This window comes from Caballeronia sp. INML1 (genome assembly GCF_023631085.1).
Classification (GTDB): Bacteria; Pseudomonadota; Gammaproteobacteria; order Burkholderiales; family Burkholderiaceae; genus Caballeronia; species Caballeronia turbans.
Genome location: NZ_JALQDT010000010.1, coordinates 77,866 through 93,790, shown reverse-complemented (window position 1 = coordinate 93,790; position 15,925 = coordinate 77,866). Strand labels below are relative to the sequence as shown.

General features: G+C 64.8%; 10 protein-coding genes and 1 pseudogene. 7 read left to right on the top strand and 4 right to left on the bottom strand.

All coding sequences use genetic code 11. The annotated features are described in order from the left end of the window. Nucleotides 1–9: 9 nt before the first annotated feature. Both NCR38_RS04470 and NCR38_RS04465 read right to left on the bottom strand, forming a co-directional pair. Nucleotides 10–228: a hypothetical protein gene (locus tag NCR38_RS04470; RefSeq protein ID WP_061119916.1), complete on the bottom strand. Its 219-nt coding sequence runs from the start codon at nucleotides 226–228 to the stop codon at nucleotides 10–12. A 377-nt stretch (nucleotides 229–605) separates the two neighbouring features. Continuing rightward, nucleotides 606–1,073 (bottom strand): Lrp/AsnC family transcriptional regulator, encoded by a 468-nt coding sequence (locus NCR38_RS04465; RefSeq protein WP_086961356.1) that lies wholly within the window; start codon nucleotides 1,071–1,073, stop codon nucleotides 606–608. 133 nt (nucleotides 1,074–1,206) lie between these two features. Between NCR38_RS04465 and NCR38_RS04460 the strand changes: the two genes are divergently transcribed. Next, nucleotides 1,207–1,806, top strand: coding sequence for a cysteine dioxygenase family protein (locus tag NCR38_RS04460; protein WP_061119917.1), 600 nt, complete (start codon nucleotides 1,207–1,209; stop codon nucleotides 1,804–1,806). A 7-nt stretch (nucleotides 1,807–1,813) separates the two neighbouring features. Here NCR38_RS04460 and NCR38_RS04455 read toward each other — a convergent pair whose 3' ends face one another. Both NCR38_RS04455 and NCR38_RS04450 read right to left on the bottom strand, forming a co-directional pair. Then, nucleotides 1,814–4,483: a mechanosensitive ion channel family protein gene (locus NCR38_RS04455; protein ID WP_061119918.1), complete on the bottom strand. Its 2,670-nt coding sequence runs from the start codon at nucleotides 4,481–4,483 to the stop codon at nucleotides 1,814–1,816. A gap of 136 nt (nucleotides 4,484–4,619) precedes the next feature. After that, complete coding sequence (locus NCR38_RS04450) at nucleotides 4,620–5,090, bottom strand: hypothetical protein (RefSeq protein WP_061119919.1); 471 nt, start codon at nucleotides 5,088–5,090, stop codon at nucleotides 4,620–4,622. A 191-nt stretch (nucleotides 5,091–5,281) separates the two neighbouring features. On the opposite strand from NCR38_RS04450, the gene NCR38_RS04445 reads away from it, so the two are divergent. The 6 genes and pseudogenes from NCR38_RS04445 (at nucleotide 5,282) to NCR38_RS04420 (ending at nucleotide 15,900) form a co-directional block, all read left to right on the top strand. Beyond that, the gene (locus NCR38_RS04445; RefSeq protein WP_061119920.1) at nucleotides 5,282–5,863 is read left to right on the top strand and encodes a DJ-1/PfpI family protein; all 582 of its coding nucleotides are present in this window, start codon (nucleotides 5,282–5,284) and stop codon (nucleotides 5,861–5,863) included. A gap of 192 nt (nucleotides 5,864–6,055) precedes the next feature. Continuing rightward, nucleotides 6,056–6,364, top strand: coding sequence for a hypothetical protein (locus NCR38_RS04440; RefSeq protein ID WP_061119921.1), 309 nt, complete (start codon nucleotides 6,056–6,058; stop codon nucleotides 6,362–6,364). Nucleotides 6,365–6,901: 537 nt separating this feature from the next. After that, nucleotides 6,902–7,735 (top strand): IclR family transcriptional regulator, encoded by an 834-nt coding sequence (locus tag NCR38_RS04435; protein ID WP_061119922.1) that lies wholly within the window; start codon nucleotides 6,902–6,904, stop codon nucleotides 7,733–7,735. A 332-nt stretch (nucleotides 7,736–8,067) separates the two neighbouring features. Further along, complete coding sequence (locus NCR38_RS04430; protein ID WP_061119923.1) at nucleotides 8,068–9,414, top strand: MdtA/MuxA family multidrug efflux RND transporter periplasmic adaptor subunit; 1,347 nt, start codon at nucleotides 8,068–8,070, stop codon at nucleotides 9,412–9,414. Between the two features lie 24 nt (nucleotides 9,415–9,438). Beyond that, nucleotides 9,439–12,561 (top strand): annotated as a pseudogene (locus tag NCR38_RS04425) (MdtB/MuxB family multidrug efflux RND transporter permease subunit); the annotation flags it as partial. A gap of 3 nt (nucleotides 12,562–12,564) precedes the next feature. Continuing rightward, nucleotides 12,565–15,900 (top strand): efflux RND transporter permease subunit, encoded by a 3,336-nt coding sequence (locus tag NCR38_RS04420; RefSeq protein ID WP_061119925.1) that lies wholly within the window; start codon nucleotides 12,565–12,567, stop codon nucleotides 15,898–15,900. Nucleotides 15,901–15,925 lie beyond the last annotated feature (25 nt).

Below are 15,925 nucleotides of genomic sequence, written 5' to 3'. Positions count from 1 at the left end.
GCTATTGCGTCACTGCGATGCGCCGATCGCGGGCACCGCGGGGCGCACGTCGCTTGCCGCGGACGGTTGCGCGTTTTGCTGATCGAACTCGCGCTTTTCGCGAATCGCGTTGAAGAGAATCGTGCCGATCACGAGCAGCACCACGACGACGATGAACACGCTGACGGCGCGGGTCGGGTTCTTCGGCTTACCGTCCGGGCGGCGAGGATCGCGGGAATCGTGGTTCATGAAAAGGTTCGTGGCGACGTTTCGGGAAAGACCCGACATGGTACTCGCGTTGGGTTTCAGTTGGGTTGCGAGGCATATCGGTCCAGCACCCGCTGATGCGGTTCGCCGCACTTCGGCTCATGTCGTTTCGATACGCGCACGCCGACGGCGAAATTCTGTGCTGCACCGCGCCGCTTGAAAGGCTCCCGTCCGGACGACGATACTGATTTCGATTCCATGCGCGTCCGATCCCGGCGAGGGCGGCAAGGGCAGGTGTCGGGATAACCTTGTGACCGGACGTGTTGAGCCGCCCTCCCGGGCGGCTTTTTGTTTCATGCATGCGCGGCGAACGCGCCCCGCATCGCTTGATCATCTTGAGCTGATGCGCTCGCGAACGCTCACGGCGCGAGCGTCGGCCTCACCGGCAGCGCCGTCGAATACTTGATCTGCTCCATCGCGAAACTGGAACTCACGTCATACAGAGGCACCGCGCGAATGAGCTGCTTGTACACGCGGTCGTAGTCGTCGATATCCGACACCACGACGCGCAGCAGATAGTCGGTTTCTCCGCTCATCCGATACACCTCGACCACTTCCGGAATGTCGCGGACCGCGCGCGTGAAATCCTCCGCCCACGTCTGCGTGTGCTGATTCGTGCGCACCGCGACGAACACCGTCGTACCGACGCCCAGTTTCTTCGGATCGCATAGCGCCACCTGCGCCCGGATCACGCCCGTTTCCTTCAGGCGCTGAACGCGCTTCCAGCACGGCGTCTGCGACAGATTCACGCGTTGCGCGAGTTCCGCGATGGGCATCGTCACGTCGTTCTGCAGCAACTCGAGCAGTTTGCGGTCGATGAGGTCCATTCCCATGCTGCACCCCTTATAGGAAATTATTCTATTTCTCGATGGTCGAGCGAAATTATATGGAAACTTATTCTGGAGGCAAGCCGGTATAAATGAGTGCAACAGGCAACAACGAAGAGACGGCCCTTCCACTATGCAACTCGAACATGTCAGCCGCCCGGCGCGGCCCTTTTCTCCGGCTGCGCCGGCTTCCGGTCCGGCTTCCCGCCAGAGCGCGGCGCTCGAGCAACTATGCCGCGAGCTGGATGCCGCTTTCTCTGCCGCCGAAAGGGGGCCGCGCGCTTCGTTCGGACAGCGCGTGCGCCTGGCGCTGCAACGGGCGATCGCCGATCCGGGCCTGTTGCGTCCGGATCAGCGCGCAAGCAATCCGCAGAGTTATTGCCGCCATCTGCTCGCCGCCGATCCGCTCGACCGCTATGCGATCGCCGCGCTCGTCTGGGCGCCGGGCCAGGCGAGCCCGGTGCACGGTCATCGAACGTGGTGCGGCTATGCGGTGATGGAAGGCACGCTCGAAGAAACGCTTTATCGCTGGGACGCGCTCGAGCACTGCGCGATTAAAACGCGGCGTCATCCACGCCCGCCGGGCGCGGTGTCGTATGTGGACGCGGGACGTGGCGCGATTCATCAGCTCGGCCTTCCCGCCGATGCCGCCGCGCGCGCCGTCTCGCTGCATGTCTACGGCGTCGCGGGCGAGCAGATCTCGACGCACGTCAACGATCTGCTGGCGGCCTGAAGAAAGCTCAGCCTTTCCCCGGCTCGGAGGCCGTCGGAATCTGCGGCGGAATCGGCACGGACTGATCGGTCGGCGGAGGCGCCGGCTGCGGCTCGTGGGAAACGTCGCGCGCCGCGGCCGCCGCGACCTTCGCCTCACGCGAAAGTCCCGGGCCGACCGCCTGTTCCTCTTCGTGTGCGGCCGGCGGCGCTTCGCCCGTCCAGATGCGCCGCCCGCGCCCTTCGGCGGCGTCGGCGCCGAGCATGGCATCGCGCGTCATCTGCACGTGCATCTGCGGGACGGGAATCTCCATGCCCGCCTCGTCCATCTTGCGCTTGATGCGCAGATTGAACGCCCGCGCGACGCTCCATTGCTGCAGCGGCCGCGTCTTGATCTGCCCCTTCACGACCATCCAGTTGGGATCGAAGCGGTCCAGCCCCCACACCTCGACCGGTCCCAGCATCTCGAGCCGATAGCGGAAATCGGCCATCAGATCGGCGCCGACTTCGCGAATCATTTGCGTCACTTCCTCGACGTCGGCGGTAAACGGCACGCGCACCTCGAACACCGCATATGCGAAATCGCGCGACAGATTCTTGACCGTCTTGATCTGCGAGAACGGGATCGCGTGGATCGCGCCCTGACCGTCGCGCAGGCGCACGGTGCGAATCGTCAGGCTTTCGACGATGCCCGCGTGGCCGCCCTCGACCTCGATCGAATCGCCAACCGAAATCGTGTCCTCGATGATGATGAAAAGCCCCGTGATCAGATCCGCGACGAGCGACTGCGCGCCGAAACCGACCGCAAGACCGATCACGCCCGCGCCCGCGAGCAGCGGCGTCACGTTCAGGCCGAGGTTGGCGGCCGTGACGATCGCCGCGACCGTCAGCAGGAACACGAACACGACGTTGCGCACGAGCGGCAGCATCGTGCGGGCGCGCATGCTCGGACCGCGCCCGCCGCGCCGTGCCGCGTCCGGCCTGAGCGCCTCCTGAATGCCGGTGTCGATGAGAATCCAGATCAGCCATACGACGAAGAACGTCAGCACGATCATCGCGACCGCGTGCGTGATGCCGCGCGCGGCAACGCTCTCCTCGGCCATGTGGGCGAGCGAGAAGCCCCAGAAACGCGACGAGAGTTCAAGGAACACGAGCCACACGCCGACCACGATCATCGTGCCGACGAACTTGACGAGCCTGCGCACATAGGCCGATTGCCGGCGCGGTTTGCGCGACCTGGGCCGCGTGATGCGCACGATGATCGCGGAGAGAAAGAACGCGACGACGAGCAGGCCCGCGGTCGCGATCGCCATCTGCAACACATTCTCCGACGTGCCAATGCCCATCAGCGTCGCCACCACCGACGCCGACGCGAGCAACAGCAGCGGCAGTTGCCACAGCGACGCGACGACTTCGAAGGTTTCTGTCGCGGCCTTGCGCGTGTTGCGCTGCTCGTAGCTTCGGCTTCGGATCAGATGCGCGACGGGGCGCTGGAACGCGAGCGCGAAATACGCGGTGAGGCCCGCGGCGCCCATGTTCGCGCAGGTCGAGATGAGCCCGGCCAGATTGGTGCCGAGTTGCTGAGCGACGTCGTAGTTGGCGGCGGCGTCGCCGAGCGCGCCGAGCGTGCCGATCAGAAAGAGCAGCCGGCGCGCGCGAAGGATCAGCAGGTTCACCGCGACGCGCCGGTGCGCCGAGCCGAACAGCGAGAACATGATGAGGCAGATCGCGGAAAACACCGCGCCCGCGACGATTGCGTACGCGGTGACCATCGCGAGCGTGCGGCCGAGCGAAAGCGGCATGTAGTGCGTGAAGGTCAGCGCGGCGAAGAACGCGAAGAGATACGGCGCCACACGGCGCAGCGCGAAGAGCAGCAACTCGCGCGTCGTCGGATTCGAGTGCAGGCCGGCGCCGATGCCATAACGCGCCTGCACGCGCCGCTGCAGATAGACCAGCGTCATCGCGCACGCGGCCCATCCCGCCAGCGTCGCGAAGAAGTTGAAGAGCGTGCGGCCGAACGGCTCGCGGCTCTGGCTCGTGACGATCGTGAAAAGCTCGTTGCCGGCCGCGTTGAAGCGCCCGATCCAATAGGCGAAGGGCGTCTTGCCGCGCTTCACGTCGGCTTCGATATTGGTGAGCGCCGACGCGATCGCTCCGAGCAGGCCCGCGTTCTGCGCGATGGTCGCCACGACCGAGGAGGCCGTCGAGCCGGACGTCGGCGTCGCGCCCGAGGCGGCCGTGCTGCTTGCCGCGGCGTCCGCCGTCGCGGGAGCCGCGGCCGGGCCGGACGCCGGAACCGCGGCATCGGCAGCGCGCTTCGCATCGCGCAAGTGCTTCAACTGGGAGACGAGCGCGGCGCGCTGCTTGTCGCTGTCGAGCGTGGAGATGATGTTGTCGAGCGAGCGCAGCATCTCGGCATCGGACATGGCGGGCGCAGACGCGGCATCCGGCGCGGACGCGGGCGCGGCCGGCGTGATCAGTTCCTGAAAAGTGGGCAGCGTGAGCGCGGGAGCCGCCTGTGCGGCGGGCGCCGCGAACGCGATCGACGCGACGAGCACGGCAAGCACCGACGACATGACGAGCGAAAGAGCGCGCGACGCATGGTGCATGAGCGCGGCGCTGCAACGCACGCGCGCCGCCATCCAGGAGATCGCGACAGACGCCGCCGCGCGTGCAGGCGCGAGCTTGCGTGACTTCATAACGGTCTCGATTCTGAAAGACCGCCAGTTTAGCGGCTGTGACAGGAACACCGCCCAACGGGGACGTAACGGAATGTTAAGCCGATTCGCGTGATTTTTTCAGACGAATGAGCGCTGATGCCGGCATCGGCTCGCGCTATTTGTCCATCTCGGTGCGGGCGCCGCTGCCATCGGCGGCCGGGCTTGCGACCGAGCCCTGCGCGCTCGCCTGCGGATTCGATGCGCCGCCGTTCGCGGACCATTCCTGCAGCTTGCGACCCGCCGATTGCAGGCCGGCGCCCGTCGCGCTCGCGGCATTGTTGATGGCGGCATTCGTGGCGCTCGCCGCGCTGTCGAAGTTCGATCGCGCCGTCGCGGCGACGCTGCTCGCCGACACATCGGGCATCGATCCGGCGCCATCGACATTCTGTTGCGCCGACTGCCTGGCCGCATCGACCTTCTGGCCGACATAGCTCGCCGCCTGGTCGAACTTCTGGCTGGTCTGGCTCGCGAGGTTGTTGAATGCGCCCGCGGCTTGCCCCGCGGTGGCGTCGTGTTTCTCGCACGCCGCCAGCACGCCGAGCGCCGCGAGCGCCACGGCGATGCGGCTCATGGGAGTCATTTGCATGGTGTTACCTTCTGCCTGTTTCGTGATCTCAAAAAACTCGCGCACATCATACGCTGCCGGGGCGCAGTCTCTCCGGAATGCTGCTCCGCCGTGTCGCATGCGACGCGCAACTGAATAGTAGACTGGTCCGCGTTGTGCGCCTTGCACGCCGCACGGTGCATCCGACAACCCATTCACTGACGAGGCTAGCGATGGCTGCGAAGAAGATTCTTTTCCTCACCGGCGATTTCGCCGAAGACTATGAAACGATGGTCCCGTTCCAGGCGCTGCAGGCCGTCGGCCATACGGTCGATGCGGTGTGCCCCGGCAAAGAGCGCGGCGATTACGTGAAAACGGCGATCCATGATTTCGAGGGCGATCAGACTTACACGGAGAAGCCCGGCCACCGCTTCACGCTCAACGCGAGCTTCGACGATGTCGATCCGGGCGGTTACGACGCCCTCGCGATCGCAGGCGGGCGCGCGCCGGAGTATTTGCGACTCGATGATCGCGTGCTTGAACTGGTGCGCCATTTCGCGCGGTCGAACAAGCCGATCGCCGCTGTCTGCCACGGCGCGCAGGTGCTCGCGGCCGCAGGCGTGATCGAGGGACGACGCATTTCCGCTTATCCGGCCTGCGCGCCCGAAGTGCGGCTCGCCGGCGCGACCTTCGCAGATATCGCAGTGGACGACGCCGTGACCGATGCGAATTTCGTCACCGCGCCCGCATGGCCTGCTCATCCCGCGTGGATCAGGCAATTTCTCGCGCTGCTCGGCACACGCATCGAACTCTGAAACCTTGCATCGCAGGGGAACCTGGCTGGCGCGCGAAGATTGCGCTGGCCTTTCGGCAACCAGCGCGACGCGGAACTGAAGTAGCAAACGGGAAATAGAATTTTCCCTCTATATTTAAGAGACTTCTGCTTTTGGTGCCTACTTCAGTGGCATATATTCGCCGACGTTCCAGCCTCCACGAAGTCTCGCACCATGCTTCTCATGAATGTCGCTGTCGCCCTGGTCGCAGGGTTGATGTTGTTCGAGCCGTTCACTCGCGCGCCCGTCTCCCGCTTCGCCACGCCCCGCATGCGCCGCAATCTCGCCAGCCGATCGTTCTATCAGGCAGGCGCGGCATTTCTCACGGCATTGTTCATCGCAACGAACCCGCCCGCGCCGGAACGTATTTCGCCGCTTGTGGTACTGGCCGTCGCCCTGCTGCTCGTATGCGCGAGCGTCTACTGGATCGTGCGCGGCAAGCGCCTCCTCAGGCAGCCGCGCGTGTTCAACAACATGTACTGATTCCCTCGACGCGGCGCACTATGCGCCGCGTTTGCCGTCGACCGGCGAAGATCTACGCCGCCGGTTTCCCTCCTCGCATTCCCCTTCGCTCGCGGCATCCCGATCTAGAGGATTGCGCACGATCGATTCAGTTCTATTGCCCTTCGGGTATATTTGCGTCAAAGCGTTTTAGCGAACGCACGGACGAAAAAAAAGGCGCTACGTTGCCGTAGCGCCTTAAAAGTTCTAGCCATTCCGAGGGCCGTGCTAGAACCTGAGAGCCTGTCTTTCGAGCCCTGAGCGGAAAGCGCCGACGCGCACGCCACCTTCGGTTTCGAAATTCGGTTCCATTTTTTCCGGGATCGCTGCCTAAGTCAAGCAAAATTTCGCCGTTCGGGCAACTGCCCAAGTTTCGTTCAAGGCACGGCAGTCGGCGTAAAAGTTTCATCGTGTATGCAGCTTATCGTGAAGCCTTGCATCGTTTGCAAGTTTGGCCGTGTCGCCCGGTAGAATTGCGCCCGCCATCAAATAAAACAATGTTTCACAAAACGAATGCCTATGCCCAATGAGCAGTCCTCATCCAGAGAGCGCGTCCGTGAGAAAGACGGCGAGGAAGTGACGGCGCTCGCGCGCGGGCTCGATGTGTTGCGCCGGATCGCCGCCGCCGACGCGCCTGTGAGCAATCGCGAACTGACCGACTGGACCGGCATCCCCAAGCCGACGGTTTCGCGTATCACCGCGACGCTCGTCGGTGCCGGTCTGCTGCTCCGGTTGCCCGATAGTGAGCGTTTCGTGCTCACCGCATCGGTTCTCGAGCTGAGCAACGGATTCTTACGCAACTTCGATATTCGTGCACGGGCGCGCCCGTTCCTCATCCGGCTCGCGGATCAAACCGGGTTGTCCGTTCACCTCGCCGTGCGCGATCGTCTGGAAATGGTTGTAATCGATGCCATCCGGCCTCGCTCCGCCGTGCTCGTCTCGCGACTGGAAGTCGGTGGCAGGATGGATCTGAGCCGCACGGCGGTCGGCCGCGCATACCTTGCGGTGCTGTCGGAACCGGACCGGCGCGCGCTCATCGGCAGTTTGCAGACCGCATCGGGCGACGACTGGCCGGCCATCGCGGGTGGCTTGCAGCACGGCCTCGACGATGCCTTGCGCCTCGGCTTCGCCCTCTCCGTCGGGGAATGGCATCAGGGGCTGAACGCGGTCGCAGCGGGCTTCGTGGGACCGTCCGGCGAACGGTATTCGGTCAACTGCGGCGGCGCCGCGCATCAGTGCCCGCACGACGTACTGATCGAAGAAGTCGCGCCGGCGCTGCTCGATTGCGTCGAGCAGATCACGCGCGAGATCGGCGGCACGCGCGCGACCAACGGCGCACACGCCGCCGGTTAGACTAAGCGACCACGCCTCTGCGCGGCGCGCGACGAAGCCCGTCGAAAGCTCGCGTCAGCGCGCATGTAACAGTCGTAATCAACAGAAAGAATGGCCGGTAGACGGCCCCCGGTGCGGGACGTAGCATCATGCTTCGCGCGCACCCGGGCCGCGCCGGGCTCCCCGCCTGAATTGACAGGCAGGCTTTCCAGACGCTTTCGACGGCCCCGCCATTTTCACGGTCCCCGCTTGAGTCACGGTTCATGCGCGCGGCGCATCGCTTTGCGCGACCGAACCGTGATCGCCGCCCGTCCGCGCTCCGTACAGATTTGAAAGACCCAGCCACCGAACCGATGGACGACCAAAAGAATCCTCCCGCGCAGCCGCGCCCGACGCCTCCAACGCCCGCCGTCATCGAACCCGCACGACGGCGGCGCCGGATGGTTCCGCTCATCGTCGCGCTCCTGGTCGTCGCCGGCGCGCTCGCGTGGTGGCATCCGTGGAATCGCGGCAGCGGCGGCGGCACGGGCGCCTCGCAGGACGCGCGTCAAGGCGGACGGCGCGGCGCGCAAGCAGCAAACCAGCCGCAGCCGGTGCATGTGGCGACCGTCACGCAAGGCGAAATGCCCGTCGTCATCAATTCGCTTGGCACCGTCACGCCGCTTGCAAACGTCACGGTCAAGACGCAGTTGAACGGCACGCTGGTCGACGTCGCGTTCAAGGAAGGCCAGATGGTCAGGAAAGGCGACGTGCTCGCGCAGATCGATCCGCGTCCCTACGAAATCTCGCTGCGCAACGCGCAAGGCGCGCTCGCGAAAGACCAGGCGTTGCTGCAGACCGCGCGTCTCGACTTGCAGCGCTACCAGACGCTGCTTTCGCAGGACTCCATCGCGAAGCAACAGGTCGACACGCAGGCGTCGCTCGTGAAGCAGTACGAAGGCGCGGTGAAGTCCGATCAGGCCAACGTCGATACCTACAAGCTCGATCTGACTTACGCGCGCATCACCGCGCCGGTGTCGGGGCGCGTGGGTCTGCGCCAGGTCGATCCGGGCAACTACGTGACGACGGGCGACACCAACGGCGTCGTCGTCATCACGCAGTTGCAGCCGATCAGCGTGATTTTCACGACCTCCGAGGACAACCTCGCCGCGATTCTCAAGCCGCTGCACGCGGGCACGAAGATGTCGGTGACCGCATACGACCGCTCGAACACGACGCCGCTCGAAGCGGGCTACCTCGAAACCGTCGACAACCAGATCGACACGACCACCGGCACCGTGAAGCTGCGCGCCACCTTCGACAACAAGGAAAGCATGCTCTTCCCGAATCAGTTCGTGAACACGAAGCTGCTCGTCGATGTCATCAAGAACGCGACCATCGTGCCCACTTCGGCGGTGCTGAACGGCTCGTCCGGCTCGTTCGTCTATGTCGTGAAGCCGGATAACACCGTCACGGTGCGCAACGTGAAGGCGGGCCCGGTCGACGGCGAGCGCACCAGCATCAAGTCCGGGCTGCAAGTGGGCGAGCGCGTGGTGATCGACGGCTCCGACCGCCTGAAGGAAGGCGCGAAGATCACGATTCCGGCTGAAAAGGCGCAGGCGGCATCGGGTGCTTCCGGCGCATCGGCGGCGGCGCCGGCTTCGGCGGCATCGGGGGCGCGGCACGGCGGGCATCGACGTCAGCAGTCGCAGCAGCAGTAACCGCAAGCATTACGTAACGAATCCGGCATGAACCCATCTCGCATTTTTATCCTGCGTCCGGTCGGCACGGCGCTCCTGATGGCGGCGATCATGCTGGTCGGCCTCGTCGCGCTGCGCTTCCTGCCGCTCTCGGCGCTGCCCGCCGTCGACTATCCGACGATCCAGGTCCAGACCTTCTATCCGGGCGCGTCGCCGGATGTGATGACATCGAGTGTCACCGCGCCGCTCGAAAAGCAGTTCGGGCAGATGGCGAGCCTGAACCAGATGTCGTCGCAGAGCTCCGCGGGCGCATCGGTCATCACGCTGCAATTCAGCCTCGACCTGCCGCTCGATATCGCCGAGCAGGAAGTGCAGGCGGCCATCAACGCGGCGGGCAACCTGCTGCCGTCCGATCTGCCCGCGCCGCCGATCTACGCGAAGGTGAACCCCGCCGACGCGCCGATCATGACGCTCGCGGTGAGCTCGAAGACACTGCCGCTCACGCAGGTGCAGGATCTCGCCGACACGCGTCTCGCGCAAAAGATCTCGCAGGTCGCGGGCGTGGGCCTCGTGTCGGTGAGCGGGGGCAATCGTCCGGCCGTGCGCATCCGGGCGAACACGCGCGCGCTCGCCTCCTACGGCCTCAACATCGACGATCTGCGCACGACGATTTCGAACCTCAACGTCAACACGCCGAAGGGCAACTTCGACGGCCCCACGCGCGCCTACACGATCAACGCGAACGACCAGCTCACCGACGCCGACGCCTACAAGAGCGCGGTGGTCGCCTATCGCAACGGCCGCCCGGTCATGCTGACGGACGTCGCGAGCATCGTCCAGGGACCGGAGAACACGAAGCTCGGCGCGTGGGTCGACGCGACACCCGCGATCATCCTGAACGTGCAGCGCCAGCCGGGCGCGAATGTGATCGCGGTCGTCGACGGTATCAAGAAAATTCTGCCGCAGTTGCAACAAGCGCTGCCGGCGGCGCTCGACGTGCGCGTCGTCACGGACCGCACCACGACCATCCGCGCATCGGTTCGCGACGTGCAGTTCGAGCTCGCGCTTTCCGTCGTGCTCGTCGTGCTGGTGATCTATCTCTTCCTCGCGAACGTCTACGCGACCATCATCCCCAGCTTGTCCGTGCCGCTCTCGCTTGTCGGCACGCTTGCAATCATGTATCTGTGCGGCTTCTCGCTCGACAACCTCTCGCTGATGGCGCTGACCATCGCGACTGGCTTCGTCGTCGACGACGCCATCGTGATGATCGAGAACATCGCGCGCTACGTGGAGGAAGGCGAATCGCCGCTCGAAGCCGCGTTGAAGGGGTCGAAGCAGATCGGCTTCACCATCATCTCGCTGACGGTTTCGCTCATCGCCGTGCTGATTCCGCTGCTCTTCATGGGCGACGTGGTCGGCCGCCTCTTCCACGAATTCGCAATCACACTCGCGGTGACCATCGTCATTTCGGCGATCGTCTCGCTCACGCTCGTGCCGATGATGTGCGCCAAGCTCCTGCGCCACACGCCGCCGAAAGAAAGCAAGCGCTTCGAAGCGCGCGCACACCAGTTCATCGACTACGTCATCGGGCGATATGCGGTCGCGCTGAACTGGGTGCTCGAGCGTCAACGCGCGACACTGCTCGTTTTCGTGCTCACGCTCATCTGCACCGCGGTGCTGTACGTGTACATCCCGAAGGGCTTCTTCCCCACGCAGGACACCGGCGTGATCCAGGCGATCACCCAGGCGCCGCAGGCGGCGTCGTATCAGGCCGTCGCGGAGCAGCAGCAGGCGCTCGCGCAGAAAATCCTGCAGAACGCGGACGTGGAAAGCCTGACTTCGTTCGTCGGCGTCGATGGCACGAACATCACGCTCAACAGCGGGCGCATGCTCATCAACCTGAAGCCGCGCGACGACCGCAGCAATACGTCGAGCGACATCATCCGCACAATCCAGAGCGAAGTCGCGGACATTCCCGGCATCAAGCTCTACATGCAGCCGGTGCAGGATCTGACGATCGATTCGACCGTCAGCCCGACGCAGTACCAGTTCATGCTGACGGACCCGAATCCGTCCGAATTCGCCGAATGGGTGCCGAAGCTCGTCGAGCGCCTGCAGCACACGTCGATCCTCACCGATGTCGCCACCGACCTGCAGCAGAACGGCCAGTCGGTGTACATCGAGATCGACCGCGCGACCGCCGCGCGCTTCGGCATTACGCCGGCGACCGTCGACAACGCGCTCTACGACGCGTTCGGCCAGCGCATCATCTCGACGATCTTCACGCAGTCGAACCAGTACCGCGTGATTCTCGAAGCCGAACCGAGCGACGCGCACTACAGCGACACGCTCAACGGCATCTATCTGCCCTCCTCCACCGCGAGCAACGGACAGGTGCCGCTGTCGGCCATCGCGAAGTTCCACGAGCGCGCGGCGCCCTTGCTCGTCACGCACCTCGGCCAGTTCCCGGCGACGACCGTCTCCTTCAATCTCGCCAAGGGCGCGTCGCTCGGCGAAGCGGTGAAGGCGATCGAGCAGGCGAAAGAGGAGATCGGCCTGCCCGCATCGTTCCAGATCCGCTTCCAGGGCGCGGCGCTCGCGTTTCAGGCGTCGCTGTCGAACGAACTGTTCCTGATTCTCGCGGCCATCGTGACGATGTACATCGTGCTCGGCGTGCTGTACGAGAGTTTCATCCACCCGATCACCATTCTCTCGACGCTGCCGTCCGCGGGCGTCGGCGCGCTGCTCTCGCTGATGATCACCGGGCACGATCTCGACATCATCGGCATCATCGGCATCGTGCTGTTGATCGGCATCGTGAAGAAGAACGCGATCATGATGATCGACTTCGCACTCGAAGCCGAACGCGATCAAGGCAAGTCGCCGCGCGAGGCGATTTTCCAGGCGTCGCTGTTGCGCTTTCGCCCGATTCTCATGACGACGATGGCCGCGTTGCTCGGCGCGCTGCCACTGATGCTCGGCTGGGGCGCGGGTTCGGAGCTGCGGCATCCGCTGGGCATTGCGATCGTCGGCGGTCTCATCGTGTCGCAATTGCTCACGCTTTTTACGACGCCGGTGATCTATCTCGGCTTCGATTCGCTCGCCCGCAAGCTGCGCGCGCGGTTTCATCGAGGCGCGCCGCCGGCGCCGGCCAGTGAGGGACGCTGAGCCATGAATCTGTCGCGCATCTTCATCGCCCGGCCGGTCGCGACGACGCTCCTCGCGATCGGCATCGCGCTCGCGGGCATGTTCGCGTTCGTGCGGCTGCCCGTGGCGCCGCTGCCGCAGGTCGATTTTCCGACGATCTCCGTGCAGGCGACGCTGCCCGGCGCGAGCCCGGAGACGGTCGCGACAAGCGTGGCGAGCCCGCTGGAGCGGCATCTCGGCACCATCGCCGACGTGAGCGAGATGACGTCGATGAGTTCGGTGGGCTCGACGCGCATCACGCTGCAATTCGGCCTCAATCGCGATATCGACGGCGCCGCGCGCGACGTGCAGGCCGCGATCAACGCCGCGCGCGCCGATCTGCCGACCTCGCTGCGCCAGAACCCGACGTATCACAAGGTCAACCCCGCCGACGCACCGATTCTGGTGCTCGCGCTCTCGTCGCCCACGCGCACGGCGGGCTCGCTTTACGATTCCGCCGCGACCGTGCTGCAGCAGACGCTTTCGACCGTGCCGGGCGTCGGCGAAGTCGACGTGAGCGGCTCGGCGAATCCGGCGGTGCGCGTCGAGCTGGAGCCGGGCGCCCTCTTTCACTACGGCATCGGGCTGGAGGACGTGCGCGCCGCGCTCGCATCGGCGAACGCGAACAGTCCGAAGGGCGCGATCGAGTTCAAGGGCAACCGCGTTCAGCTCTACACCAACGATCAGGCGAGCAAGGCTTCGCAATACAGGGATCTCGTCGTCGCGTACCGCAACGGCTCGGCGGTGAAGCTCTCGGATGTGGGTGAAGTGGTCGATTCGGTCGAAGACCTGCGCAACCTCGGCCTCATCAACAACAAGCGCGCGGTGCTCGTCATTCTGTATCGCCAGCCGGGCGCGAACATCATCGAGACCATCGACCGGGTGAAGTCGATGCTGCCGCAACTTCAGGCGGCGCTGCCCGCCGACGTGCAGATCACGCCGACCGCCGACCGCTCCGTGACGATCCGCTCGTCGCTGCACGATACCGAGCTGACGCTCGTGATCGCGGTGGCGCTGGTCGTGATGGTCGTATTCCTGTTTCTGCGCAACTGGCGCGCGACACTGATACCGAGCGTCGCCGTGCCGATTTCGATCATCGGCACCTTCGCCGCGATGTATCTGCTCGGCTTTTCGCTCGACAACCTGTCGCTGATGGCGCTGACCATCGCGACGGGCTTCGTCGTCGACGACGCCATCGTCGTGCTCGAGAACATCACGCGGCATGTGGAGAAAGGCGTGCCGCGCATGCAGGCCGCGATTTTGGGCGCGCGAGAAGTCGGCTTCACGGTGCTGTCGATCAGCGTGTCGCTCGTCGCGGTGTTCCTGCCTATTCTGCTGATGGGCGGCATCGTCGGGCGGCTGTTCCGCGAGTTCGCGCTGACGCTCTCGCTCGCGATCGCGGTGTCGCTCGTCGTGTCGCTGACCGTCACGCCGATGATGTGCTCGCGCCTCCTCCAGGAACCGCACGACCGCAAGGAAGAGGGCCGCGTCGCACGCTGGCTCGAGCGCCAGTTCGACCGCATGCAGCGCGCCTACGCGCGCACGCTGGGCTGGGCGCTCGCGCATCCGCGCACGATTCTGCTGATTCTGCTCGCGACCATCGGGCTGAACATCTATCTGTACGTCATCGTGCCGAAGGGATTTTTCCCGCAGCAGGACACGGGGCGCATCATCGGCGGCATTCAGGCGGACCAGAGCACGTCGTTCCAGGCAATGAAGATCAAGTTCGCGGAGATGATGAAGATCGTCGAGGCGGATCCGGCCGTGGATAGCGTCGCGGGCTTCACCGGCGGCCGTTCGACCAATTCGGGCTTCATGTTCATTTCGCTTAAACCCAAGAGCGAGCGCAAGGTGTCCGCCGATCAGGTGATCAACCGGTTGCGACGTCCGCTCGCGGACGTCGCGGGCGCGCGCACATTCCTGCAGGCGGTGCAGGACATCCGTGTGGGCGGACGGCAGTCGAATGCGCAATATCAGTTCACGCTGTTGTCCGACACGACATCCGATCTCTACAAATGGGGGCCGCTGCTTACCGACGCGCTGCAAAAGCGGCCCGAGCTCACCGACGTCAATTCCGACCAGCAACAAGGCGGCCTCGAAGCGATGGTCACGTTCGACCGCTCGACCGCCGCGCGCCTCGGCATCAAGCCCGCGCAGATCGACAACACACTCTACGACGCGTTCGGCCAGCGCCAGGTCTCGACCATCTACAACCCGCTGTCGCAGTATCACGTGGTGATGGAACTCGCGCCGAAATACTGGCAGAACCCGGAGACGCTCAAGCAGATCTACATCAGCACGTCGGGCGGCACGGCGAGCGGCTCGGCATCGACACAATCGACCACGACGTCCGGGGCGACGTCGACCGCGTCCACTTCTGCGACCGGATCGACCGGCGCGGGCGGGTCATCGACGAGCACGAGCGACACCACGGCCGCCCTCGCGCTTGCCGCGGTGAAGAACTCCGCCACCAACGCGATCGCGGCGACGGGCAAGAACGGTTCGTCGTCGGGCGCGGCGGTATCGACGTCGAAGGAAACCATGGTCCCGCTTTCGGCCATCGCGAAGTTCGGGCCGGGCAATACGCCGCTTTCGGTGAATCACCAGAGCCAGTTCGTCGCCTCGACGATTTCGTTCAACCTGCCGCCGGGCAAATCCCTGTCCGACGCGACCGCGGCCATCTACGAAACCATGGCCGAGATCGGCGTGCCGCAGACCATCCACGGCAGCTTTCAGGGCACGGCGCAGGCGTTTCAGCAATCGCTCAACGACCAGCCGCTCCTGATTCTCGCGGCGCTGGCGGCGGTGTATATCGTGCTCGGCATCCTGTACGAAAGCTACATCCATCCGATCACGATTCTTTCGACGCTGCCGTCCGCGGGCATTGGCGCGCTGCTCGCGCTGCTTTTGTTCAAGACGGAGTTCAGCATCATCGCGTTGATCGCGGTGATATTGCTTATCGGCATCGTGAAGAAGAACGCGATCATGATGGTCGATTTCGCGATCGAGGCGACGCGGCACGGCGCGCAGACGCCGCAGGACGCGATTCGCGAAGCGTGTCTGTTGCGGTTCCGCCCGATCATGATGACGACCGCGGCCGCCCTGCTCGGCGCGCTGCCGCTCGCGTTCGGCACCGGCGAAGGCTCGGAGATGCGCGCGCCGCTCGGTATTGCGATCGTCGGCGGGTTGATCGTGAGCCAGATGCTCACGCTCTATACGACACCGGTCGTGTATCTCTATATGGACCGATTCCGCATTCGTGGGGAGGAGCGGCGTGCGCGGCGACAGCGGCGTGCACGGCCGGCGAGCGCGGCGGAGTGAATGGAGTGAATGGCGTTCTTGGCTT